The organism is Saccharopolyspora rhizosphaerae (genome assembly GCF_003931915.1).
GTDB classification, from domain to species: domain Bacteria; phylum Actinomycetota; class Actinomycetes; order Mycobacteriales; family Pseudonocardiaceae; genus Saccharopolyspora; species Saccharopolyspora rhizosphaerae.
The window spans coordinates 136038-159440 of the sequence record NZ_RSAA01000035.1 but is presented as its reverse complement, the minus strand read 5'-3'; the positions used below and the strand labels follow the sequence as shown (position 1 = coordinate 159440).

Genomic DNA, 23403 nt, shown 5'->3' with positions numbered 1-23403 from the left:
GGATGTACTGGTGCGAATGGGCGTGGCTGCCCGACGGACCCAGCCGCGACGTGCTGTTCGGGGTCCAGGACGGACGGATCACCTCAGTGCGGCAGGGCGACGCACCCGGGGGTGCCCGCCGGTTGCCCGGCCTCGTCGTGCCGGGCCTGGCCAACGCGCACTCCCACGCCTTCCACCGAGCGCTGCGCGGTGACACCAGGCGCGGCACGTTCTGGACCTGGCGGGAGCGGATGTACCGGGTCGCGGCGCAGCTCGACCCGGACACCTACTACCTGCTCGCCCGCGGTGTGTACGCGGAGATGGTGCAGGCGGGGATCACCGGGGTGGGTGAGTTCCACTACCTGCACCACGCGCCCGGCGGTGTCCGTTACCGCGACCCGAACGCGATGAACCACGCGCTCGCCCAAGCCGCCCACGACGCCGGGATCAGGTTGACGCTGCTGGACACCTGCTACCTCGCAGGCGGTTTCGGCCACGAGCTCGACGAGGTCCAACGGCGGTTCTCCGACGGCGACGCGGCCGGGTGGGCTGACCGCGTGGAGTCCTTCACCGCGGACGACGTGGTGCTGGGAGGCGCCGTGCACTCGGTCCGCGCGGTACCGGCCGACGCGATCGGCGAAGTCGCCGGCTGGTCGCGTGACAGGAAGGTTCCCCTGCACGTCCACGTTTCCGAGCAGCGCGCGGAGAACGAGGCCTGCCTGGCTGCCCACGGCCGGACACCGGTGCAGCTGCTGGCCGAGCGCGGTGCGCTCGGGGAGAACGTGACCGCCGTGCACGCCACCCACCTCGCGGCCCGCGATGTGGCCTTGCTCGGCGGAAGCGGCACCGGCGTGTGCTTGTGCCCGACGACAGAAGCGGACCTGGCCGACGGGATCGGTCCCGCCGGTGCGCTCGCGGTGGCGGGAAGCCCGCTGTCACTGGGCAGTGACGGCCACTCGGTCATCGACCTGCTCGCCGAGGCGCAGGCCGTGGAGTCCTACCAGCGGTTGGCGTCGGAAACCCGGGGCCACCACGCGCCCGGCGAGCTGCTCGCGATGGCCACCGCGCACAGCGCCCTCGGTCACCCCGACGCGGGGCGGCTCGACGTGGGCGCCCGCGCGGACTTCGTCGCGCTCGACCTCGACACGCCGCGCCTGGCCGGTGTCGCACCGGAGGCGGTGCCTGCCGTGGCTCGTGCCGAAGACGTCCGCGACGTGATCATCGACGGCCGGGACGTCGTCGCCGACGGCGCCCACACGGCCATCGACACCGCTCGTGAACTGCGCGCATCCATCGCAGCACTGCGAACGTGAGGGAATGGGCAACGATGACAGCCACTGTGATCACCGGGATCGGTGAGCTCACGACCAACGACGACGAGTACGGCACGCTCGCTGACGCCGCCCTGGTCATCGAGCGCGACCGGATCGCCTGGGTCGGCTCGGCTTCGTCCGCGCCGGATGCGGACGAGCGGGTCGACGCGGAGGGACGCGCTGTGCTGCCCGGCTGGGTGGACAGCCACACCCACCTGGTCTTCGCTGGTGATCGCACCGCCGAGTTCGCGGCCCGCATGTCCGGCTTGCCCTACCAGGCGGGCGGCATCGCGGTGACCGTCGAGGCCACCAGGCAGGCCGGCGATGCAGAACTGGCCGACAACCTGCGCCGCCACGTCGAGGAGGCCGCAGCCCAGGGCACGACGTGCGTGGAGACCAAGACCGGTTACGGGTTGACCGTCGAGGACGAGCTGCGCTCGGCGAAGATCGCTGCCTCCGTCGCCGACGACGTCACCTTCCTCGGCGCTCACCTGGTCCCGCCCGGCACCGACGTCGACGACTACGTCGACCTCGTGTGCGGGGACATGCTGGACGCCGTCGCCGACCACGTCGGGTGGTGCGACGTGTTCTGCGAGCGAGGCGCCTTCGACGCCGACCAGTCGCGCCGCGTGCTGGCGGCGGCCCGCCAGCACGGCCTGGGGTTGCGCGTCCACGGCAACCAGCTCGGGCCCGGTCCCGGTGCGCGGTTGGCGGTCGAGGTGGGAGCGGCCAGCGTCGACCACGGCACCTACCTGGACGCCTCCGACGTCGAGGCGCTCGCCGGCTCTGACACGGTCGCGACCTTGCTCCCGGCGTGCGACCTGTCCACGCGCCAGCCGTTGCCGGACGCGCGAGCACTGCTCGAAGCCGGGGCCACGGTCGCGTTGGCCACCAACTGCAACCCGGGGTCGTCCTACACCTCGTCGATGGCGTACTGCGTGACCACCGCGGTCCTGCAGATGCGCATGAGCGTCTCCGAAGCCGTGCACGCGGCCACCTGGGGTGGTGCGCGGGCTCTGCGGCGGGAGACCGGCGACGGCGCGGTCGGCGTCCTCCGCCCCGGAGCCCGCGCCGACGTCCAGCTCCTCGACGCACCGAGCACGACCTGGTTGGCGTACCGCCCAGGAGTTCCCCTGACTCGAGCCGTGTGGCGTGAGGGGAACCGCATTCGCTGACCGCGGTGCGGCTCTCAGCTGCCGCCTCCGGACGTGCGCATGGGAACCTTCCTGTCACACCGCGGCCGCCAACACCCAGGGCACCCAGCCCTGTTGATGCAGCTCGACCTGGCCACTCGATGCCGCAGCGCGTCCTTGACCTTCACTTAACTCGAAGTCGGAGGGTGAGCGGGAACCGATCGGGAGTGGAGTGATCAGGATGCGTGCGGTGCAGGTGGCGGAGTTCGGTGGTCCGGAGGTCCTCGAGGTGGTCGACGTGCCCGACCCCGTCCCGGGATCGGGGCAGGTGCTCGTGCGGATGGTCGCCGTCGATGTGCTGTTCCTCGACACGAGCTCCGCAGCGGTTGGGGGCTCGAGCACTTCGACGTGGAACCGCCCTACGTCCCCGGCGACGGCGTGTCCGGTGACGTCGTCGGCGTGGGGGAGGGCGTCGACCCCGCGTGGCTGGGCACGCGGGTCGTCACCAGCACGGAGAACGGCGGCACCTACGCCGAGCTGGTGCTCGCCGCGGAAAGCGAACTCGTGGCGATCCCGGACGGGGTGGGCGAGCAGGCCGCCGTGGTGTTGCTGCACGATGCCACCACTGCCGTGCAGCTGGTCGACCACGCCGACGTGCGACCGGGTCAGCGAGTCCTGGTCACCGCCGCGGCGGGAGGAGCCGCGACCCTCGTCGTCCAGCTGGTCACAGCCGCGGGGGCGCAGGTCGTCGGCGCTGCGCGAGGTCTGCGGAAGCTCGAGCGGGTGCGCGAGCTCGGTGCGATGCCGGTCGACTACAGCGCACCGGACTGGGTCGGCGGCGTGCTCGAGCTGACCGGTGGTGTTGACGTCATCTTCGACGGAGCGGGCGGCCGGTACGGACGAGCCGCGTTCGGCGCGGCCCGCGACGGCGCGCGCATCATCACTTACGGCGCATCCGATGAGGACTTCGCCGAGATCGACCCCGACGAGGCCCGGCGGCGGCAGGTGACCACCACCGGGCTCCTGGAAGTTCCGCGGCCCTCACGTCAGGAGCGGAAAGAGGTCCTGGTGAAGGTGCTGGGGGAAGCCGCCGCCGGGCAGCTCGCCCCGACGATCGGGCCCAGCTTCCCGCTCGCACGAGCCGCCGACGCGCACCTCGCGGTCGAACAGCGCGAGATCGTCGGGCGGGCCGTGCTGCACCCCTGAACGCGCGCCCGGCCGCGCCTCTGGGGGTGCGCGGCCGGGTCACCTCACTCGTCGTCGGCGTCGTCGCGCGCGAGGAAGGTCGCCAGGCGCTCGGTCGCGTCCTCGAAGTCCGGGTTGTTGTCCACGAAGGCTCGCATCCGGTCAGCGACCCACGCCAAGGTGACCTCGTCGTCACCGCGACGCTCTTCGAGTTCCTCAATGCCGCGGTCGGTGAAGTACACCGCTTCCTCCTAGTGGTCCGTCTGTCTTCACGCGGTGTTGGTCGGGAACAGCAGGGTACGAAACGTCCTACCAGGACCGGTGATGCGCCCCGGTCGAAGTGAGCGGAAGGTTCCCATGCTCGCCCCGGCACCACCGCGGGTGCCGAAAGAAGCGGGCCGCCGGCTCCCGGAGGAACCGACGGCCCGCTTCGACGGTGGAGCTCAGGCGAAGGCGTTCTGCACGACCTCGGCCTGCTCGACCTCGTGGACCTTGGCCAGACCGGTGGCCGGCGCGGCCATCGGACGACGCGAGACCCGCTTGAGCTTGCCGACCAGCTGCGGGAACTTCTCGGTCAGCGCCAAGCCCAGGAACGGCCACGCGCCCTGGTTGGCCGGCTCCTCCTGCGTCCAGCGCACCGACTCCAGGTTCGGGTACCGGTCGAACAGGGCACCCAGCTTGCGGTGCGGCAGCGGGTACAGCTGCTCGAGCCGCGCGACCGCGGTGTCGGTGATGCCGTTCTTGTCGCGGTGGGCCGCCAGCTCGTAGTAGAGCTTGCCCGTGCACAGCACCAGCTTCTTCACCTGCGACGGGTCCGGCTGGGTCGGGTCGTCGATCACGGAGGTGAACTTGCCCTCGGTGAAGTCCTCGACCGGGCTGGTCGCGGCCTTCAGGCGCAGCATCGACTTCGGCGTGAACACCACGAGTGGACGGTGGATGCCGTCCAGCGCGTGGCGCCGCAGCAGGTGGAAGTAGTTCGCCGGGGTCGACGGCATGGCGACCGTCATCGAGCCCTCAGCGCACAGCTGCAGCCAACGCTCGATGCGACCCGAGCTGTGGTCCGGACCCTGGCCCTCCTGGCCGTGCGGGAGCAGCATCACCACGTCGGAGCGCTGACCCCACTTGGCCTCACCGGAGGAGATGAACTCGTCGATGATCGACTGGGCGCCGTTGAAAAAGTCACCGAACTGCGCTTCCCACAGCACCAGCGCGTCGGGGTTGCCCACCGAGTAGCCGTACTCGAAGCCCAGCGCCGCGAACTCCGACAGAGCCGAGTCGTAGACCAGGAACTTGCCCTGCTCGTCAGAGAGGTTCTGCAGCGGCGTGTACTCGGAGTCGTTCTTGCGGTCGATGAGCACCGAGTGGCGCTGGCCGAACGTGCCTCGACGGCTGTCCTGACCGGTCAGGCGGACCTGGCGGCCCTCCATCACCAGCGAGCCGAACGCCAGCAGCTCACCGAAGGCCCAGTCGATGCCGCCCTCGCGGCCCATCTTGGCGCGGCGCTCCAGCACCGGCTTGACCCGCGGGTGCGGCGAGAAGCCCTCCGGCAGGTTGATCTGCGCCTCGGCGATGCGCTCCAGCGCCTCCGGCGAGATCGCCGTGGACAGGCCGCGCGGCACCTGCTGCTCGGACTCCACCGACGGGCTCGGTGCCGGCGGGTGCTTCTCCAGCTCGCGGACCTCGTTGAACACGTGCTCCAACTGGGCTGCGTAGTCCTTCAGCGCCTTCTCGGCCTCGTCGACGGTGATGTCACCGCGGCCGATGAGCGACTCGGTGTAGACCTTGCGGACGCTGCGCATCTTGTCGATGGCGTCGTACATCTTCGGCTGCGTCATCGACGGGTCATCGCCCTCGTTGTGGCCACGACGGCGGTAGCAGACCATGTCGATCACGACGTCCTTGCCGAACGCCTGCCGGTACTCGACCGCCAGCCGGGCGACCCACACGCAGGCCTCGGGGTCATCACCGTTGACGTGGAACACCGGCGCGCCGATCATCTTCGCGACGTCGGTGCAGTACTTGCTGGAGCGCGAGTGCTCCGGCGCGGTGGTGTAACCGACCTGGTTGTTGACGATCACGTGGACCGTGCCGCCGGTGCGGTAACCGCGCAGCAGCGACAGGTTCAGCGTCTCGGCGACCACGCCCTGACCGGCGAACGCGGCGTCACCGTGCAGCAGCACCGGCAGGACCGTGAAACCCTCCTGGCCCTTGTCCAGGATGTCCTGCTTGGCGCGGACGATGCCTTCCAGCACCGGGTCCACGGCCTCCAGGTGCGACGGGTTCGAGGTCAGCGACACCTTGGTCTCGCCGTCGCCGAACATCCGGAAGTACTTGCCCTCAGCACCCAGGTGGTACTTCACGTCGCCGGACCCGTGGGCCTGGCCCGGGTCGAGGTTGCCCTCGAACTCGCGGAAGATCTGCGAGATCGGCTTGCCGACGATGTTGGCCAGCACGTTCAGGCGGCCGCGGTGCGGCATGCCGATGACGACCTCGTCGAGCTCGTGCGCCGAGGAGGTGTCCAGCACCGCGTCCAGCAGCGGCACGACGGTTTCGGCGCCTTCCAGCGAGAAGCGCTTCTGCCCGACGTACTTGGTCTGCAGGAACGTCTCGAAGGCCTCAGCCGCGTTGAGCTTCGACAGGATGTACTTCTGCTCGGTCGAGTCGGGCTTGGTGTGCGGCTTCTCGACCCGTTCCTGCAGCCACTCGCGTTCGTCGGGCTCCAGGATGTGCATGTACTCCACGCCGACCGTGCGGCAGTAGGAGTCGCGCAGCACGCCCAGCACGTCGCGCAGCTTCATCTTCTCGCGACCGGCGAAGCCGCCCACGGCGAACTCGCGGTCCAGGTCCCACAGCGTGAGGCTGTGCGACAGGACGTCGAGGTCCTCGTGCCGGCGCTGCCGGTAGTTCAGCGGGTCGATGTCGGCCATCAGGTGGCCGCGCGTGCGGTAGGCGTCGATCAGCTCGAGCACCCGAGCGGTCTTGTCGACCGCGCCCTCGGGAATGTCCTGCGTCCAGCGCACCGGCTCGTAGGGGATGCGCAGCGAGGCGAAGATGTCGTCGAAGAAGCCGTCCTCGCCCAGCAGCAGCTGGTGCACGCGGCGCAGGAAGTCGCCGGACTCGGCGCCCTGGATGACGCGGTGGTCGTAGGTGGACGTCAGCGTGACGATCTTGCTGATGCCCATGTCGACCAGCGTCTTCTCGCTGGCGCCCTGGAACTCCGCAGGGTAGTCCATCGCGCCGACGCCGATGATCGCGCTCTGCCCCTTGGTCAGCCGCGGCACCGAGTGGTTCGTGCCCGACGGACCCGGGTTGGTCAGCGAGATCGTGGTGCCGGCGAAGTCCTCGGCGGTCAGCGCGTTGCTGCGGGCCTTGCGGATGATGTCCTCGTAGGCCTGCCAGAACTGGTAGAACGACATGTCCTCGCAGCCCTTGATGGAGGCGACCACGAGGTTGCGCGCACCGTCCTTGCCCGGCATGTCGATGGCCAGGCCGAGGTTGATGTGCTCCGGCGTGACGGCGGCGGGCTTGCCCTTCTGGTCCTCGCCGTAGTGGCGGTTCATGTTCGGGAAGTCCCTGACCGCCCTGATCAGCGCGTAGCCGATGAGGTGGGTGAAGGAGACCTTCCCGCCCTTGTTCCGCTTGAGGTGGTTGTTGATGACGATGCGGTTGTCGAACAGCAGCTTGGCCGGCACCGCGCGCACGCTCGTCGCGGTGGGGACCGTCAGCGACTGATCCATGTTCTTGGCGATCGCAGCCGCGGCCCCGCGCAGGGTCTTCACGTCGCCCTCGGCCTGAGGCTGCTTCACCGGCGCGGCCTTGGCGGCCTGCTGCGGCGAGGGCTTCTGGCTGGCGGCGGGCTTGGCCGCGGCAGCGGGTGCCTGACCGTTGGTCTCACCGGAGCGCGTCGCGGTGGTCGTCTTGGTCGGGGCCGCTGCAGGGCCGGCCGCAGCCGCGGTTGCGGACTTCTCGGTTGGCGCCTGGTCCGACTTGTAGTCGGCGAAGAATTCGTGCCACGCCGAGTCTACGGAAGTGGGATCTTGGAGGAACTGCTCGTACATCTCCTCGATCAACCACTCGTTGGGGCCGAACTGTGACGCGGGGCTGCTGGACACGGCTGGCGTTCGCCTCGATCCATATGCTCGTGATTTACAGACACACTCGGGTACCAGGCTAGCCGCCCGATTCGCGAGGTTGACACACAGGACGGCCGTTCGGCGGATCGACTCTTCTCACAGAATCGATCAGGATCGCCCGGCCAGCGGGGACGTGCCCCCGTTCGGGCCAGTCGATCGATCATCGGTCGTCCTCGACTCAGGTCGTTCGCTGATCAGCGCGGCTTCGCGCTAGTCCACACGGGTAGTCGTACACGTTCATTATGGCGTTTCAGGGACACGCTGTGTTCCCACGTGGTAGCCGAATCGGCTCGCATTTCGAGAACACCCTCGAGCCGCCCCGCCCAGCGCCCGTTTTGCCGGGCCACTCGTCGCTCAGCGTGTCCATCCGGTGCCTCAGAGTTCACGTGGGCGGCCGAGGTGAGTGCTCGTGACAAAAAAGTTCCCTTCCTCACACCTGAACTTGATCTTGGGCCGATCTTGGGGCGCGTCAGCCGCCTCGCCGGGCAGGAGGCGTGGAAGGAGGGGCCCTTCCTCACGCGATGTTGCTCGTGGCCCCCTCCCCGGGTGACCCGTGCGCGTCCGCCGCCCGCCACAAGCGGGCGTAGTGGCCGTGCCGGCTCAGCAGGTCTTCGTGCCGGCCCTGCTCGACGATGCGTCCCCCGTCGACCACCACGATCCGGTCCGCGCGAGCCGCGGTGCCCAGCCGGTGCGCCACGACGAACGTGGTGCGCTGCGCCGCGAGCCGGTCGCTGGCCGCCACCACCATCGACTCCGTCGCCGGGTCCAAGGCGGCCGTCGCCTCGTCGAGCAGCAGCACGTCCGGGTCGACCAGCTGCGCCCTGGCCAGCGCCACCAGCTGGCGTTGACCCGCCGACAAGCCACGGCCCCGCTCGCCGACCTCCTGGCGGAACCCGTGCGGCAACATCGCGATCCCTGGCAGCGCACCCACCGCGCGAGCGGCGGCCTCCACCTCGGCCGGTCCGGCATCCGGACGGGCGTAGGTGATGTTGTCGGCGACGTCGCCGGTGAAGAGGTGCCCTTCCTGCGGCACCACGGCCAGGCGCTGGTGGAACGCCGCCAGGTCGTAGTGGCGCACGTCGGTCCCGTCGACCAGCACCGCGCCCTCGGAGACGTCGTAGAAGCGGGCGATCAGCTTGATCAAGGTCGACTTGCCCGCGCCGGTGGCGCCCACCAGTGCCACCGTTTCGCCCGGTCGCACCCGCAGGTTCACCTCCCGCAGCGCGTACTGCTCGGTGCCCGGGTAGCGGAAGGACACGTCCCGCAGCTCGACCTCGCCGCGCAGCCGTCCAGGCACCGCCACCGGTGCGTCGGCAGCCGGCACCGAGGTCGGTGTGCGCAGCAGGTCGCCGATGCGACGCAAGCCGACCTTCGCCTGCTGGTAGCCGTCGAAGACACCCGACAGCTGCTGCACGGGGGAGAAGAACAGCCCCAGGTACAGCAGGAAGGCGACCAACACCCCCGGGGTGAGCCCGCCGGCGGCGACCCGCGCCGCACCCACTCCCAGCACCGCGGCCTGCGCGATCTCCGACAGCAGCGCCACGAACGGGAAGTAGGTGGCGATGTAGCGCTGGGCGCGCAGCCGCGAACGCCGGTAGGCGTCGCTGCGCTCGGCGAACACCTTCGCCGCGTGCCCCTCGCGGCGGTGGGCCTGCGCGACCCGCATGCCCGAAACGTTCTCCTGCAGGTCGGCGTTGACCGTGCTGACGCGTTCCCGAGCCTCCGCGTAAGCGGTCGAGGACACCTTGCGGAACACGATCGTGGCCACCACCAGGACCGGCAGGACCGCCATCACCACCAGCGCCAGCGACAGGTCGGTGAGCAGCAAGGCGACCGCGATGCCCACCAAGGTCAGCACGCTGACCACGAACGTCGCCAGACCCGTCTGCAGGAACGACGACAACGCGTCGACGTCGGTGGTCATCCGCGTCATGATCCGCCCGGCCAGCTCGCGCTCGTAGAAGTCCAAGCCCAACCGCTGCAGGTGCGCGAAGCTGCGCATCCGCAGGACGTAGAGCAAGGTCTCGCCGGTGCGCGCGGTGATCACGGTCTGCAGCTTGATCACCAGCCAGCCGCCCGCCACCAGGACCGCACCGAGGCCCGTGGCCAGCCACAACGTGTTGAGGTCCGCGGTCCCGACACCGCTGTCGATGCCGTGGCGCACCAGCGACGGGAGCAGCACCGAGGTCAGCGCGTCCCCGGCGACGAGGAGGACGGTCAGCAGCAGCCCCCAGCGGATCGGCCGCAGCAGTCGTGACAGCCGGAACTCCGGGTCCGGCGCGGTGGGATCGGTTCCCTCCACTTGCGGGAGGTCGCGGGCGGGAGGCAGCGTGCGGATCCCCTCGAGGAGCTCCGGTGTTGGCGGAGCCGACGTGGTGCTCAGCCCGTGCCGACCCGACGTGGCCACCACCGCACCGGTGCTCTCGGTGGGCTCATCGGTGTGTTCCTCCGGCGGCCACAGCTCAGGCGTGATGCCGTCAGGGGAGGCGTCCGTCTGGGTGTCGTGCCGGTCGTCGATCGTCTCGCCCGGACCGGCCAGCAGCGACCGGAACAGCGCACAGCGCCCCCGCAGCTCCTCCTCGGTGCCGATGTCGACGACACGTCCCTCGTCGAGCACCGCGATCCGGTCGGCCAGCGCCAGCGTCGAACGCCGGTGGGCGATGAGCAACGTCGTGCGCTGCGCGGTCACCGAGCGCAGCGTGCCGTGGATGGCCGCTTCCGTCGCCGGGTCCACCGCCGAGGTCGCGTCGTCGAGGATCAGCACCCGGGGGTGGGACAGCAACGCCCTCGCCAACGCCACGCGCTGCCGCTGACCACCGGAAAGCGTCAGACCGCGTTCGCCGACCTCGGTGTCGTAACCGTCGGGCAGGCCGGTGATGAACTCGTGCGCCTCCGCGCCCCTCGCCGCCGCGACCACGTCCTCGTCGCTGGCGTCGGAACGGCCGTAGGCGATGTTGCCCCGGATCGTGTCGGAGAACAGGAACGCTTCTTCGAAGACGACCCCGACCGCGCTGCGCAGCGAGTCCAGCCGCAGGTCGCGGATGTCGAGCGCCTCCTCCCAACCCGCGGGCCCGATCGCGATGCGCCCCGAGTGCACGTCGTAGAAGCGGGGCAGCAGCAACGACACCGTGGACTTGCCCGAACCCGCCGGGCCCACCAGCGCCACCGTCTCGCCCGGTCGCACCCGCAGTGTGGCGTCCCGCAGCACCGGTTGGTCGCGCGTGTAGCCGAACCCCACGCCCTCCAGCCGCACCTCCAGCGGCCCGTCGGGCAGGCGCTGGGCGTCGGGCTTCTCGGTCACCTCGGGCTGCGAGTCGGTGAGCTCGTGGATCCGCTCCACCCCGGCGCGCGCCAGCTGCGCCTGGATCATCACGCTGGAGAGCATCCGAGCAGGCCCGGACAGCATCGCGACGTAGCCGGCGAATGCCACGAAGGTTCCCAAGCTCACCTGGTCCTGCAGCACCAGCCACCCGCCCAGGCCCAACACACCGACCTGCCCTGCCGCGGGCAGGGTGGCCAGGCTCGCGGCGGGCAGCGAAGTCATCCGCGCCGCGCGCAGCCTCTCGGCGAACAGCCGCTGGGCGCGCGTCTCCAGCTGGGCGACCTCGCGCTCCTCCTGTCCGAAGCCCTTGACCACCCGCACCCCGGTGACGGTCTCCTCGACGTGCTGGGCGATGTCGGCCGCGCGCTGCTGAGCCGACCAGGTCGCCGGGAACAGGCGCTTCTTGCTGCGCGCCGAGACCACGGCGATCAGCGGCGCGACGACCAGCGCCACCACGGTGAGCAGCGGGGAGAGCCACACCATCGCCGCGATCGCGAAGACCGCCAGCACCGCGGTGCCCGCCGCCAGCGGGAGCATCGACAGCAGCGAGTTCACCAGCTGCAGGTCGCTGATCGACCGCGACACCACCTGCCCGGTGCGCAACGCGTCCTGCTTGCCGCCGTCGAGGCGTTGCATCGCGGCGAACACGGCCCGCCGCAGGTCGTGCTGCACGTCCAGCGCCAGGCGGCCGGCGCTGTAGCGGCGGATGAACGCGGCCGCGAACCGGAACACCCCCAGCACCAGCAGCACGACCACGATCCACCACAGCCGCTCGGTGCTGCGGGCGACCGCGTCGTCGATCGCGAGCTTGGTCAGCAGCGGGACCAGCGCCTCCAAGCCCACGGCGGTCACGGAGGCGCCCATCGCCAACACCAACGCGACCGGGTGGCGCCGACATGCGGCGAAGATGCGACGGATCCAGCCGCCGGACGATCGACGGGGATTCTCGGAGTCGCTCACCACGCCAGATTAGGCCGCACCGCCGACACCGCAGCACCGCCGATCCTGCGGTGTGACCGGCACCCACGGGTGAGCGGGGGAACCTTCCTGCTGTGCAAGGCGTGTGGCAGGGAGGTTCCCTTCCTCACACCACGTCGCGCCGCCGGCCCACGAACCAGCCGCCCGCCACGAACAGGGCGGTGTAGGCCAGGAACGTCAGCAGGCTGCCCCACCACGGGTGGCCGTAGCTGCCGCCGAAGAACAGGTGCAGGAGCTCAAACGCCGCGCGCGGGGTGTTCGGCTCGTCGGGACCGGCGACCGCGGAGACGAACAGCGGCACCGCCAGGTTCGACACGATGCCGTTGCCCGCCGCTCCCGGCAGGTAGGGCTCGATGCCGGAGAGAGGCGAGTCGATCAGGCTGAGCGACAGGATGAACTCGATCGCGAACTTGTAGACCAGCGGCAGGATGATCACCAGCACCGAGTTGGCGATCAAGGCCCCGAAACCGACTCCGAGCAGCGTCCACAGCAGCATCGAGAGCACTCCCGCGGCCCCGACTCCGAGCCAGCTGCCGAAGCTGCCGAAGTTGCCCATGTCGTGGCCCGCGCCGAGCAGCGCGCCGAGACTGGAGACCAGCACGTTGGCCAGCCCGTAGAGCACCCCGACGCCGGCGCAGGTGATGAGCTTCGCCCACAGCACCGCACTGCGCGGGGTGGCCGTGAGGTAGGTCGTGGTGATGGTCTTGGTGCGGAACTCCCCGGCGAACGCCAAGGCGCCGAACAGCAGCGCGAAGATCGTGCCGAAGTTGGTCGACAGCGCCACCGACAGCAGGCCTAGCGGCAGCGAGGCGCTGAACTCCTCGACCATGTCGATGATCCCGCCGAGCGCCGTGCCCAACCAGCCGGCCCCGAAGCCCAGGACCACCACCGGGATCAGCAGTGCCCACCACAGGTTGGTGGTGACGATCTTCCGGTACTCGGCTTTGATCAGCCCGAACATCACACGCTCCCGCCATCGCCGGGCTGTCCTGGGCCTCCTGGCCGCGCCCACACCTGCGACGCGGGCGGAGCGTAGTGCGTGAGCCCGGTGAACTGGCCGTGGGTGAGGCGGAAGAACAACTGCTCCAGGTCGATCCGCTCGTCCTGCATCCCGTAGAGCGCGACCCCGGCCTCCAGCGCCAGGTCGGCGACCGTGCGGGAATCGGCTCCGAGCACCGCCAACCGCCCGTCCGGGAGGTGCTCGACCCCGAAACCGGCTTCCTGGACCTTGCTGACCAGCGCGTCGGGAGAATCGGCCTGCACGAGTGCCCGGGACTGCTCGGCGGCGCGGAGCTCCTCGATGTGCCCGTCGTAGACGCACCGGCCCTGGCTGATGATCACCAGCCGATCCACGGTGTGCTCGATCTCCCGCAAGAAGTGGCTGGACATCAGCACGGTCCTGCCTCCAGCCGCGAACGCCTGGAGGAAGCCCCGCAACCACGCGATGCCTTCCGGGTCCAGCCCGTTGGCGGGCTCGTCGAGGACCACGACCTGCGGGTCGCCGAGCAGGGCGGTGGCCAGGGCGAGTCGTTGCCGCATGCCCAGCGAGAAGCCGCCGACCCTGCGGTCCGCGGCCATGCCGAGCCCCACGAGCTCCAGCGCCCGGTCCACCTGGCCGTCGGGAACGTTCGTCGCGGCGGCGTAGCAGAGCAGGTGGTCGCGCGCCGTGCGGTTGGGGTGGAAACCGTGGGCGTCGAGCACGGCGCCCACCACGCCACCCGGGTTCGGCAGCTCGGCGAACGGCACCCCGTTGATGGTCGCCGTCCCCGAGGTCGGCGTGACCAAACCGAGGATCATGCGCAGCGCGGTGGTCTTGCCCGCGCCGTTGGGGCCGAGGAAGCCGGTGACCGCACCGGGCTGCACCGTGAAGCTGAGGTCCTGCACCGCGTGCACGGGACCGAACGTCTTGTTCAGCCCTTGCACGTGGATGCGACCGCTGCCGTCGTGCACTCGCCCTCCCGCGTCCGGTCACCCGTCGGTGTGCCCACCCTGACGCCTCCATCCTGCCGGACGGACGAGGGTCGGAAGGCCTCCCCGGGCCGCAGGTGCCGAACGCGGGCGAAGGGAGCAGGTCAGGCGCGTTCGACCACCGCGGCGCGGTAGATCTTGTTGTGGTCGGTCTCGAGCCGCTGGGTCAACCGGGGCGGCGTCGTGGTCGCCGTGGTGAGGTTGGGCCGGATGAACTCGTCGGTGTCCCAATCGGACGGTCCGGGGCCGGTGGCGGCCACGATCGGTTCGGCGATCACCGCGACTTCCGGTTCGGGAGCGCGCGGGTGGGGTCGGATCTGGCGGCGCAGCGAACTGCGGTGCACCGCGGAGGTGGAGCGCTCGGTGATCAGCTGGTGGTGCGCGGCCTGCCACACCTTGCAGGGCCAAGGGCGGCCGCGCAGCGTGCCGCGGCAGGACGTGCAGTGCCCGGCGGGATCCGGTTCGTGGTCGTCTAACAGCGCTCGGAGCGCTTCCGTGAGTCGGTAGAGCTCGGAACGGGCAATCGGTAGCAGGACTTCGGGGGAACCTTCGCTCATCGCTCGGTCCAGGGTGTCGAGGCGGTCCAGAACCGCCTTGCGCAGTGCCGTGTCCGTCACGTTTTTCTCCCACCCGTTGGCGCGTTTTCCCGCGTGGCGTTTCCGGAGGAGAGCAGCAGGTGATCGTCCACCCACCATTACTCCGATGGGTGACATCGGCATCGTGTCTTCACGCCTGCACGGCCCCCCGCCCAGACTCACCCCATCGAGTGGTTATCGATTCGGCTTGAAATCGTGCGTGAAGCGCTCGCTCGCGTCGTCGGCAAACCGGGGATCTTCCCCTACACTGGAAAGCGGCGGCCTGCTCCCGGTGACCCCCAGGCTGGTTGAGCGGGCCGCCCCTGTTCTCCCTTTTCCGGGCGTTCCCGCATTTTCCGGACGAGCGAATTCCGGCGCATTCCGAAGTGTTGCCGATCCACCAATTCGAATTCGAACTTGGTGCGAATTCCCCACGAGCACGGCCGCAGGAGCAGCGCGCCACCCTGCCGTCGGGAGTCGAGCGGGGCTGGGAGGAAGGGAACCTTCCTCCCAGCCCCGCACCGGCGGACCGCTGAGCGGTGTCAGCCCAGGACGTCCTCCAGCCCCGTGCTCGACCGGCCATGCGCCTCGGCGACGGCCTGGTTGACCAGCTGGCCGTCGTGGGTGTTGAGGCCGCCGGCCAGCGCGGCGTCGTTGCGGCAGGCCTGCTGCCAGCCGGAATCGGCGATGCGCACGACGTAGGGCAGCGTCACGTTGGTCAACGCGTACGTGGAGGTCGTGGGCACTGCGCCAGGCATGTTCGCCACGCAGTAGAAGACCGAGTCGTGGACCCGGTAGGTCGGGTCGTCGTGCGTGGTCGGCCGCGAGTCGGCGAAGCAGCCGCCCTGGTCGATGGCGATGTCGACCAGCACGCTGCCCTGCTTCATCTGCGACACCATCTGGTTCGACACCAGCTTCGGGGCCTTCGCACCAGCGATCAGCACCGCCCCGATCACCAGGTCCGCCGAGCGGACGGCCTGCTCCACCGCGTAGCGGTTGGAGGCGACGGTGCGGATCTGGCCGTGGAAGTCGCGGTCGATCTCCCGCAGCTTGTCGACGTTGGTGTCCAGCAACTCCACTTCGGCACCCATGCCCAGGGCCACCCGCGCCGCGTTGAGCCCCGCGACGCCGCCGCCGATCACCACCACGCGCGCCGGGTGCACCCCGGGAACACCACCGGGCAGCAGGCCGCGGCCACCGCTGGGACGCATCAGCGAATGCGCGCCCACCAGCGGCGCGAGTCGTCCGGCGACCTCACTCATCGGCGCCAGCAGTGGCAACCCGCCGCCCTCGGTCTGCACGGTCTCGTAGGCGATGCCGGTGACACCCGAGCCCAGCATCGCGTCGGTCAGCTCAGCCGACGCCGCCAGGTGCAGGTAGGTGAACAACACCTGGTCCCGTCGCAGCCGCGGGTACTCCTCGGCGATCGGCTCCTTGACCTTGAGCACGAGGTCGCCCTCGGCCCACACGTCCTCGGCGGTGGCCAGCACCTTCGCTCCGGAGGCGAGGTAGTCCTCGTCGGGGATGGAGGAGCCGGCACCGGCACTCGCTTCGACGAACACCTCGTGACCACGCGTGGTCAACTCGTGCACACCGGCGGGCGTGATCGCGACCCGGTACTCGTTGTTCTTGATCTCGCGCGGCACTGCGATCTTCACCGTGGGGTCCTTTCGTCGTGTGGAAACAACGATCGGACGGTGTGGCGCACGGCGCATCATTTCCGCGGCATGAGATGGGGGCGGGGTGTTTGTGCCGGTGGCACAAATCCGGTGCGCGCACCGAGGGTGGTGACAGGAAGGTTCCCCTGCTCAGGTCCGGGGGTTCTCAGCCGTGCTGCGCCCACCGCTCGGCCAGCAATTGCACCCGCAGCGCGGAGCGGACGTCCGGGTCGTCGAGGTCGAGGTCCACCAGTTGGGAGATCCGCTTCATCCGGTACCGGAAGGTGTTGGGGTGCACCCGGAGCTCGCGGCCCGCCTGCCGCGGATCACCCGGGTGCCGCAACCACGCGTGCAAGGTCGCCTGGTACTCGGTGCCCTGCGTGCGGTCGTGCTCGCGCAGCGCCACGAGGGGACCCAACGTGGCAACGCCCGCGTCGGTGGCGGCACCGGCCATCCGGCTGAGCACCAGCAAGTGCCACAGCTCCTCGTAGACCGCGACGGTGTCGTGCACCAGACCCGTGCGCAGCAGCCCGATCAGCTCGTCCGCTTGGGCGCGGGAACGCGGCACGTCGGTCACCGCCACCGCGGTGCCGACCGCGATCAGCGGACGAGGGGACACGTCGTGCGACAGCAGTGCTTGGCGCAACTCCGGCCAGCCACCGCCGCGCGCCCGGTCCGGCACCAGCGCGTAGAGCACCGAACCGATCTCGGTGACCAGCGGTCGCCGCCCGATGCCGCGGGTGATCCACTCCCACATCGCCAACCGCTGCCCCTCCGCTGGCTCGTCGGACGCCGGCATCTCGATCGCGATCACCCGGTGCGCTTCATTGGGCACCGCCAGCTCGTTGGCCGCCGCGCGCCAGCCGTCGCTGCCGTCGAGCAGCAGGCGCACCTGCTCGGCGGACCTGCGCCGCTGCACGTCGGCGACCGCGCGCCAGCGCAGCAACTGGAGCGCCACCAGGGGCGCGGTGTCGGCGAAAGCCGTCGCGCGCTCCTCCGACACCGGCCCCGGCACCACCGCCCACATCGAACCGAGCAGCTCTCCGCCCATCCGGATCGGCATCACCAGCCGCGGCAGCGTCCCGTCCTGCTGCGCGGGCACGAAGATCGCCGAGCTGCCCTTGGTGAGCTGGCGGAACGTGCCGCGGGCTCGAAACTTCGCCAGCACGTCGTCCGGTTGCTTGCGCCCCATGATGGTGGAGACCCGGGCGGGGTCGGTGAGGTCCTGCCGGGCCGAGTAGGCCAGCACCTGCGAATGGGCGTCCTCGATCGTCACCGGGGCGTCCACGACATCGGCGACCGCGTCGGCGAGCCGGAACAGGTCGGCGACACCGACGCCGCTCTCCTCGGCAGGTTTGATCCCGCCCGCGAGGGCGGCGCGGACCAGCCACACCAGCTGTGCCCAATCGGTGCCCGAACGCACCTCGACCAGCGCCACGCCCTCCTCGCGGGCGGCCTCCACGACCGCGGCCTCGGCGGGCACCGGCGGCTTCAGCAGCACCGCGGCCGCACCTCGCTCACCGCAGTCGCGCACCAGCTGCACCGCCTGCTCGCACCCGCTGATGCCCACGGCCATCACCAGGTCACCGCCGGTCGCGGTCGTGGGCTGGTCCGGTTCGGCGATCACCACGTCACCGGCGACGGTGCTGGATTCCGGGCTGATGACGGTGCGCAGCAGGGCCGGGCCGACCCGCTCGACCAGCGCCCGGACGTCGAGCATCGAAGGGGCCTCCTCGACCATGGGGTACCGGCGGAGATCACATCGGCATTGACAGTCCCGCTGGCCCGTTTATCGTTGCGGAGCACATCGACAATCGCATACCGGCCATCGACCCCGTGCGGGAGAGACCCTGCCAGCAGCGCAGGGCGCCGAAGGAGCAACACTCCCCAGCAAACTCTCAGGCACCCATGACCGCTCGGGCGAGGCGACTCTGGAAAGTGCTCGTCGTCGTCGACGGGCCACCCACGGTGCAAGCCGCTGCGGCGGCGAAGCTCTCAGGTTCCGCAACAGAGGGGGAGGCCCAGCCGAAACCGGGGAACGATCGTCCCCACGAACAGCTTTGGAGCCTCCCTCATGTCGTTGCCGACCAACCTGGCGTACACCGAAGAGCACGAGTGGATCGAAGACCGCGGCGAGATCGCCCGCATCGGCATCACCGAGCACGCCGCCAGCGCCCTGGGTGACATCGTCTTCGTCCAGCTGCCCGAGGTCGGTGACAAGATCGAGGCCGGTCAGGCGTGCGGTGAGCTGGAGTCCACCAAGTCCGTCAGCGACCTGTTCGCACCCGTCACCGGCGAGGTCGTCACCATCAACGAAGCGGTCGTCGACGACCCGGCCGTGGTCAACTCCGACCCCTACGGCGAGGGCTGGCTGATCGAGGTGCGCGTCAGCGAGACCGGTGCGACCCTCACGGCTCAGCAGTACTCGGAGTTGATCAGCGAGTAGCCGCGAAGCCCCGGAACGAGGCGAGACGATCAATGGCGATCGGTGTCTTCGACCTGTTCTCGGTGGGGATCGGCCCGTCCAGCTCGCACACCGTGGGACCGATGCGCGCAGCGCAGCGGTTCACCGCCAGGCTGCGTGAACGCGGGACGATCTCCCAGGTCAACAGGGTCAAAGCGGAGTTGTTCGGTTCCCTCGGCGCGACCGGCCACGGGCATGGCAGCCCGAACGCGGTGGTGCTCGGGTTGGAAGGGCACCGTCCGGAGTCGGTGGACCCGGTGGCCGGTGCGCAACGGGTCGAGGCGATCGAACGCAGTGGTCTGCTGCGGCTCGGTGGCGACCACGTGCTGTCCTTCACCAGCGCCCGGGACCTGGTGCTGCACCGGCGCAAGTCCTTGCCGCACCACCCCAACGGGATGCGCTTCACCGCCCTCGGCAACGGCGGCGGTGAGCTGGACTCGGCCCTGTACTACTCGGTGGGCGGCGGGTTCGTCGTGGACGAGGACGCCGCCGGCGCGGATCGGGTCCAACCCGATGGCACGGCGGTTCCCATGCCCTTCAGCACCGGGGCGGACCTGCTGCTGCGCAGCGCCGAGTCCGGTCTTCCGATCAGCGGCGTGATGCTGGCCAACGAGCGGGCGTGGCGCGAGGAGTCCGCGGTGCGCGCCGGGCTGTGGGACATCTGGCGCGTGATGCGGGAGTGCGTCGACAACGGGTGCCGCAACACCGGTGAGCTGCCCGGGGGTCTGAAGGTGCGTCGGCGCGCGGCGGAGCTGGCTGCCGCGCTGACCGACCAGGACGATCCCCTGGAGTGGGTCACGTTGTTCGCGCTGGCGGTCAACGAGGAGAACGCAGCCGGTGGGCGAGTGGTGACCGCACCGACCAACGGGGCGGCCGGGATCGTCCCCGCGGTGCTGCACTACTACGCCAAGTTCGTGCCGGGTGCCGACGAGGACGGCGTCGTGCGGTTCCTGCTCACGGCGGGAGCGATCGGCGTGCTGTTCAAGGAGAACGCGTCCATCTCCGGAGCTGAGGTGGGGTGCCAGGGTGAAGTCGGCTCGGCCTGCTCGATGGCCGCAGCCGGGCTGGCCGAGGTGCTCGGTGGCACGCCCGAGCAGGTGGAGAACGCCGCTGAGATCGCGATGGAGCACAACCTCGGCCTGACCTGCGATCCGATCGGCGGCCTGGTGCAGATCCCGTGCATCGAGCGCAACGCGGTGGCCTCGGTCAAGGCGATCACCGCTGCGCGGATGGCGCTGCGCGGCGACGGCACGCACTTCGTGTCGTTGGACAAGGTCATGAAGACCATGCGGGAGACCGGCCGCGACATGAAGGTCAAGTACAAGGAGACCGCGCGCGGCGGTTTGGCCGTCAACGTCATCGAGTGCTGACGAGCGGCCCGAGGTGAGCATGGGAACCTTCCTGTCATCACCGAGGGCCGCTCCACCGCGCTGACCTGAAGGTGCGCGGCTCGTTCACCTCGTGCGCGATCGGACTGAACCCGATTGCGTCCAATTCAGTTGTGCACAACTGAATTGGACGCTACTGTGGTTGTGTGACGACGGGAACGGGCTCAACGCTGGACCGGATGCTCTGCTTCGCGCTGCACAGCGCATCGCGGGCGTTCACCAACCTCTACCGGCCCTTCCTCGACGAGATCGGCCTGACCTACCCGCAGTACCTGGTGATGTTGGTGCTGTGGGAGCGCGAGTCGGTCACGGTCAAGGAACTCGGTGGAGCGCTCCGGCTCGACTCGGGAACGCTGTCGCCACTGCTGAAACGGCTCCAGGCCCGCGGGCTGCTCGTCCGCACCCGCAGCGAGACCGACGAACGGTCGGTGCGGGTGGAGGTCACCGACGACGGGCGTGCCCTGTGGCAGCAGGCGCGCGACATCCCGCAGCGGATGGTCACCGCCACCGGCATGGACCTCGGTGAGGTCGAGGAATTGCGGGCCACGCTGGAGAACCTGACGAGCACGTTGAACGACGCGGCGCGCCGGGTCACCGAGAATCGGGAGACACGATCATGACTGCTCTCTACACCGCGGAAGCCACCGCCACCGGTGCCGGCCGCGCCGGCCGCACCCGGACCTCCGACGGCCTGGTCGACCTCGAACTGGCCATTCCGAAGGAGATGGGCGGTCCTGGCGGAGCCACGAACCCCGAGCAGCTGTTCGCGGCCGGCTACTCCTCCTGCTTCCACAGCGCCCTGCAGGTCGTGGCCCGCAAGCAGAAGGTCGACATCGAGGGCTCGTCGGTCACCGCCGAGGTCGGCATCGGCCCGAACGGCGAGGGCGGGTACGGGCTCACCGTGGCCCTGGTCGTCGACCTCCCCGGGGTGCCAGGAGAGCAGGCCCAGCAGCTCGCCGGAGCCGCGGACGCAGTCTGCCCGTACTCCAACGCGGTGCGGGGCAACGTCGACATCGACGTGCGCGTCGCCTGAGGCCCGCTGAGGAACCGCTCCACCCCCGCACGGGATGCAGCACGGCTCCTAGGCGAACAGCACGTAGACCGCGCCGGTCGCACCGGCGAGCATCGACAGCACCGCTGTCGCGGCGGGCAACGACCCGCCCGGCAGCGGTGCCTGTGCGCGCAGCCGACGATCACTGCGGTGGTGACGCCGCCACACCAGCCAACCCACGATCGCGCTGGTCGGCAACGTCACCAGCGCGCACACGACCGCCGCGATCGCGCTGTGGTGCGAGATCAACTTGAGCAGCACCAACAGACTCACGGTGAACGACAGCACGGTTCGCAACCAGGCGAGCGTGGTGCGCTCGACCTGCAGTCCCGGATCCCAGGGCTCGTCACCGCTCATCTCAGAACCCGGTCACGAACAGCAGCACGCAGGCCGCCACGCCGATCAGGGCCAGCCCGTAACCCAACGCGGGAGCCAGCCGCGGCGCGGGCAGCGGCCGACCCCGCCGCAGTGCGCGTTCGGTGGCGACCCACCGGGTGAACGCGGTGCCGCTGCACAGCACACCGGCCAGCAGCAACGGGACCGCCAGCATGGTGCGCAGTGTGCTGGGCTCTGCCGCAACGGCGTTGAGCGCCTCGACCGCAACACCGCCGGCCATCAACGCCAACGCGGTGCGGATCCACGCCAGGAACGTCCGCTCGTTGGCGAGCGTGAACCGCGGATCGGGTTCCTCGCCCTCCTCGTAGAGCCGCCGCGGCCAGCGCGTGGCCCCCTCTTCCCCGTTGGTCGGCATGACCTCACGTTATCTGGTGCGAACGGTGCAACCGCCGCCTGTGGTCAGCCCCTGAGTTGGCCGCTGAAGGGAGCGTCCGTGCTGCCACCTCACACCGGCTTCCGGAATGGCAGGGAGGTTCCCCTGCTCGCGACGACGCTCACAACGCCAAGGGCAGGCCGCCGCCGAACAGCTCGGGCTTGTGACCGGTGATCGTCAGGTAACCGTCTTGGTCGAGCTCGCCGACGTCGCCCGTCGACAGCCAGCCGTCCGTGTCGGTGGCGGGACGGACCAGCCCGTCGGCCTCCAAATACCCCGCGCACACCAGCGGCCCGCGGACCAGCACCTCTCCATCCGCTGCGATGCGGATCTCCATGCCGGGCATCGCCCGGCCGACCGTGCCGGTGCGGCGGGCGTCGGAGTGGTTCGTGGTCGCGCACCCCGTCGTCTCGGTCAGCCCCCACAACTCGCAGACGTCGAGCCCGATGCCGCGGAACAGCTCCCTCTCCTCGGAGTTGATCGGGCCGGACCTGCTTGACGGCCACACCGTGCCGCCCAAGCCGATGCGTTCCCGCGCCCTGCGCCCGTCGCGGGCGTTGGCCCGCTGCTCAGCGGGGATGTCGCGGAGCGCTCCGGCCAGCCGCGACCAGATCTCGGGCGAGGCGAAGAACAGCGTCGGCCGTGCCTTCCGCAACTGGGAGAGCACGTCCTCGCGCTCCGGGCAGAAGTGCACGTGCGCGGCGTCGTGGATCGCGGCGTAGATGCCCACCACCCGCTCGGCGATGTGGCTCAGCGGCAGGTAGCTCAGCCGTCGCGTGTTCGGCCGCGGCCGCGTGAGCTGGTGCAGCGCCGCCGCGGCGAAGCAGATGTTGCGGTGGGTCAGCACCACGGCCTTGATCTGATCGCTGTCCTCGTTCGGGTACATCACGGCCGCAGGGGTGCCCGGGCTGATCGGCGCGCTCGCCCGCTGCACGAGCTCCGGGTTTTCCCGCAGGCGCTGAGCACCCCGTGCTCGCAGGTCGCTCCAGGTCTGGAACCGGTGGTCGGCGCCAACCATCACGGCCTCATCGAGCACCACCACGTGCTCGATGGTGCTGTGGTTGCGCAGTGCCTTCGCCCACCGCCGCAGCTGGTTGCTGCTTTCGAGCACGACCACGCGTGCGCGGCTGTGGCTGGCGATGGCGTGCACCTGGTCCTGGCTCAACGACGGGTGCAGGGTGCTGGAGACCGCGCCCAGGTGAGCCGCGGCGACGTCGGCCAGCCAGTGTTCGGCGCGGTTGGACATCATCAGCAGGATGGTCTGGCCGCGCTGCAGTCCGAGCGCGTGGAACGCCGCGGCCAGCAGCTCGACCTCCTCACCGGCCTGCTGCCAGGTGAAGGTCCGGCCGGAGTCGGTCAAGGCGGGCTTGTCCGGGAACTGGGCGGTGGTGTGGGCGAGCAGACGCGGGAGGGTCGTGGCCAGTGCTGCCTCGGCCCAGTCGTCCACGGTGTTCATCGCAGCCGATCTCCCCTCGCACCGAAACAGC

18 protein-coding genes and 2 riboswitches are annotated in these 23403 nt (G+C 70.0%); of the genes, 7 read left to right on the top strand and 11 right to left on the bottom strand.

Features of this window, described 5'->3' with window-relative positions; translation table 11 throughout:
* The first annotated feature begins 2 nt into the window (after nucleotides 1–2).
* The 3 genes from EIL87_RS23680 (at nucleotide 3) to EIL87_RS23670 (ending at nucleotide 3631) form a co-directional block, all read left to right on the top strand.
* A complete protein-coding gene (locus EIL87_RS23680) occupies nucleotides 3–1292 on the top strand; it encodes a formimidoylglutamate deiminase (RefSeq protein WP_125092799.1) in 1290 nt (429 codons plus the stop codon).
* Between the two features lie 14 nt (nucleotides 1293–1306).
* Entirely contained in the window at nucleotides 1307–2467 is a 1161-nt protein-coding gene (gene hutI / locus EIL87_RS23675) for an imidazolonepropionase (RefSeq protein ID WP_125092798.1), read from the top strand.
* A 366-nt stretch (nucleotides 2468–2833) separates the two neighbouring features.
* Nucleotides 2834–3631, top strand: a complete 798-nt coding sequence (locus tag EIL87_RS23670) for a zinc-binding dehydrogenase (RefSeq protein ID WP_199740586.1) — start codon at nucleotides 2834–2836, stop codon at nucleotides 3629–3631.
* 44 nt (nucleotides 3632–3675) lie between these two features.
* Here the strand turns inward: EIL87_RS23670 and EIL87_RS27165 are convergent, their stop codons facing one another.
* From EIL87_RS27165 to EIL87_RS23635, 8 genes are all read right to left on the bottom strand, one after another.
* The gene (locus tag EIL87_RS27165; protein ID WP_199740585.1) at nucleotides 3676–3852 is read right to left on the bottom strand and encodes a DUF6104 family protein; all 177 of its coding nucleotides are present in this window, start codon (nucleotides 3850–3852) and stop codon (nucleotides 3676–3678) included.
* A gap of 201 nt (nucleotides 3853–4053) precedes the next feature.
* Nucleotides 4054–7668 (bottom strand): multifunctional oxoglutarate decarboxylase/oxoglutarate dehydrogenase thiamine pyrophosphate-binding subunit/dihydrolipoyllysine-residue succinyltransferase subunit, encoded by a 3615-nt coding sequence (locus EIL87_RS23665; protein ID WP_233576620.1) that lies wholly within the window; start codon nucleotides 7666–7668, stop codon nucleotides 4054–4056.
* 589 nt (nucleotides 7669–8257) lie between these two features.
* Nucleotides 8258–11929 carry an ABC transporter ATP-binding protein gene (locus tag EIL87_RS23660; protein ID WP_325049506.1) on the bottom strand — a complete coding sequence of 1224 codons (3672 nt, stop codon included), beginning with the start codon at nucleotides 11927–11929 and terminating at the stop codon, nucleotides 8258–8260.
* A 220-nt stretch (nucleotides 11930–12149) separates the two neighbouring features.
* The gene (locus tag EIL87_RS23655; RefSeq protein ID WP_125092795.1) at nucleotides 12150–13004 is read right to left on the bottom strand and encodes an ABC transporter permease subunit; all 855 of its coding nucleotides are present in this window, start codon (nucleotides 13002–13004) and stop codon (nucleotides 12150–12152) included.
* Nucleotides 13004–13993: an ABC transporter ATP-binding protein gene (locus EIL87_RS23650; RefSeq protein WP_125092794.1), complete on the bottom strand. Its 990-nt coding sequence runs from the start codon at nucleotides 13991–13993 to the stop codon at nucleotides 13004–13006. Before EIL87_RS23650 ends, EIL87_RS23655 begins: the two co-directional genes overlap by 1 nt.
* 122 nt (nucleotides 13994–14115) lie before the next feature.
* Nucleotides 14116–14628, bottom strand: a complete 513-nt coding sequence (locus EIL87_RS23645) for a hypothetical protein (RefSeq protein WP_233576531.1) — start codon at nucleotides 14626–14628, stop codon at nucleotides 14116–14118.
* Between the two features lie 500 nt (nucleotides 14629–15128).
* Nucleotides 15129–16244, bottom strand: a complete 1116-nt coding sequence (gene ald / locus EIL87_RS23640) for an alanine dehydrogenase (protein WP_125092793.1) — start codon at nucleotides 16242–16244, stop codon at nucleotides 15129–15131.
* A 166-nt stretch (nucleotides 16245–16410) separates the two neighbouring features.
* Nucleotides 16411–17964, bottom strand: coding sequence for a PucR family transcriptional regulator (locus EIL87_RS23635; protein ID WP_125092792.1), 1554 nt, complete (start codon nucleotides 17962–17964; stop codon nucleotides 16411–16413).
* A 109-nt stretch (nucleotides 17965–18073) separates the two neighbouring features.
* Nucleotides 18074–18169, top strand: a riboswitch (glycine riboswitch).
* A riboswitch (glycine riboswitch) is annotated at nucleotides 18170–18265 on the top strand.
* 53 nt (nucleotides 18266–18318) lie between these two features.
* Between EIL87_RS23635 and gcvH the strand changes: the two genes are divergently transcribed.
* The 4 genes from gcvH to EIL87_RS23615 all read left to right on the top strand — a co-directional run bounded on the left by gcvH (nucleotide 18319) and on the right by EIL87_RS23615 (nucleotide 21129).
* Nucleotides 18319–18690 carry a glycine cleavage system protein GcvH gene (gcvH, locus tag EIL87_RS23630; protein WP_125092791.1) on the top strand — a complete coding sequence of 124 codons (372 nt, stop codon included), beginning with the start codon at nucleotides 18319–18321 and terminating at the stop codon, nucleotides 18688–18690.
* Between the two features lie 32 nt (nucleotides 18691–18722).
* Complete coding sequence (locus tag EIL87_RS23625; RefSeq protein WP_125092790.1) at nucleotides 18723–20078, top strand: L-serine ammonia-lyase; 1356 nt, start codon at nucleotides 18723–18725, stop codon at nucleotides 20076–20078.
* Between the two features lie 197 nt (nucleotides 20079–20275).
* Nucleotides 20276–20716, top strand: coding sequence for a MarR family winged helix-turn-helix transcriptional regulator (locus tag EIL87_RS23620; protein ID WP_125093316.1), 441 nt, complete (start codon nucleotides 20276–20278; stop codon nucleotides 20714–20716).
* Entirely contained in the window at nucleotides 20713–21129 is a 417-nt protein-coding gene (locus EIL87_RS23615; RefSeq protein ID WP_125092789.1) for an organic hydroperoxide resistance protein, read from the top strand. The genes EIL87_RS23620 and EIL87_RS23615 overlap by 4 nt, the downstream gene beginning before the upstream one ends.
* Nucleotides 21130–21177: 48 nt before the next feature.
* Here EIL87_RS23615 and EIL87_RS23610 read toward each other — a convergent pair whose 3' ends face one another.
* The 3 genes from EIL87_RS23610 to EIL87_RS23600 all read right to left on the bottom strand — a co-directional run bounded on the left by EIL87_RS23610 (nucleotide 21178) and on the right by EIL87_RS23600 (nucleotide 23372).
* Entirely contained in the window at nucleotides 21178–21504 is a 327-nt protein-coding gene (locus EIL87_RS23610; RefSeq protein ID WP_125092788.1) for a DUF202 domain-containing protein, read from the bottom strand.
* Nucleotide 21505: 1 nt separating this feature from the next.
* Complete coding sequence (locus EIL87_RS23605; RefSeq protein WP_125092787.1) at nucleotides 21506–21898, bottom strand: YidH family protein; 393 nt, start codon at nucleotides 21896–21898, stop codon at nucleotides 21506–21508.
* 139 nt (nucleotides 21899–22037) lie between these two features.
* Nucleotides 22038–23372: an AMP-binding protein gene (locus EIL87_RS23600; RefSeq protein ID WP_125092786.1), complete on the bottom strand. Its 1335-nt coding sequence runs from the start codon at nucleotides 23370–23372 to the stop codon at nucleotides 22038–22040.
* Between the last annotated feature and the right edge of the window lie 31 nt (nucleotides 23373–23403).

Excerpts from the sequence above, each read along its gene's own strand:
- EIL87_RS23680 (WP_125092799.1), top strand. The coding sequence starts at position 3 with ATGTACTGGTGCGAATGGGCGTGGCTGCCCGACGGACCCAGCCGCGAC.
- hutI (WP_125092798.1), top strand. The coding sequence starts at position 1,307 with ATGACAGCCACTGTGATCACCGGGATCGGTGAGCTCACGACCAACGAC.
- EIL87_RS23665 (WP_233576620.1), bottom strand. The coding sequence starts at position 7,668 with ATGTACGAGCAGTTCCTCCAAGATCCCACTTCCGTAGACTCGGCGTGG.
- EIL87_RS23660 (WP_325049506.1), bottom strand. The coding sequence starts at position 11,929 with ATGGGCGCCTCCGTGACCGCCGTGGGCTTGGAGGCGCTGGTCCCGCTG.
- EIL87_RS23655 (WP_125092795.1), bottom strand. The coding sequence starts at position 13,004 with ATGTTCGGGCTGATCAAAGCCGAGTACCGGAAGATCGTCACCACCAAC.
- EIL87_RS23635 (WP_125092792.1), bottom strand. The coding sequence starts at position 17,964 with ATGCTCGACGTCCGGGCGCTGGTCGAGCGGGTCGGCCCGGCCCTGCTG.
- gcvH (WP_125092791.1), top strand. The coding sequence starts at position 18,319 with ATGTCGTTGCCGACCAACCTGGCGTACACCGAAGAGCACGAGTGGATC.
- EIL87_RS23625 (WP_125092790.1), top strand. The coding sequence starts at position 18,723 with ATGGCGATCGGTGTCTTCGACCTGTTCTCGGTGGGGATCGGCCCGTCC.
- EIL87_RS23620 (WP_125093316.1), top strand. The coding sequence starts at position 20,276 with ATGCTCTGCTTCGCGCTGCACAGCGCATCGCGGGCGTTCACCAACCTC.
- EIL87_RS23615 (WP_125092789.1), top strand. The coding sequence starts at position 20,713 with ATGACTGCTCTCTACACCGCGGAAGCCACCGCCACCGGTGCCGGCCGC.
- EIL87_RS23610 (WP_125092788.1), bottom strand. The coding sequence starts at position 21,504 with ATGAGCGGTGACGAGCCCTGGGATCCGGGACTGCAGGTCGAGCGCACC.
- EIL87_RS23605 (WP_125092787.1), bottom strand. The coding sequence starts at position 21,898 with ATGCCGACCAACGGGGAAGAGGGGGCCACGCGCTGGCCGCGGCGGCTC.
- EIL87_RS23600 (WP_125092786.1), bottom strand. The coding sequence starts at position 23,372 with ATGAACACCGTGGACGACTGGGCCGAGGCAGCACTGGCCACGACCCTC.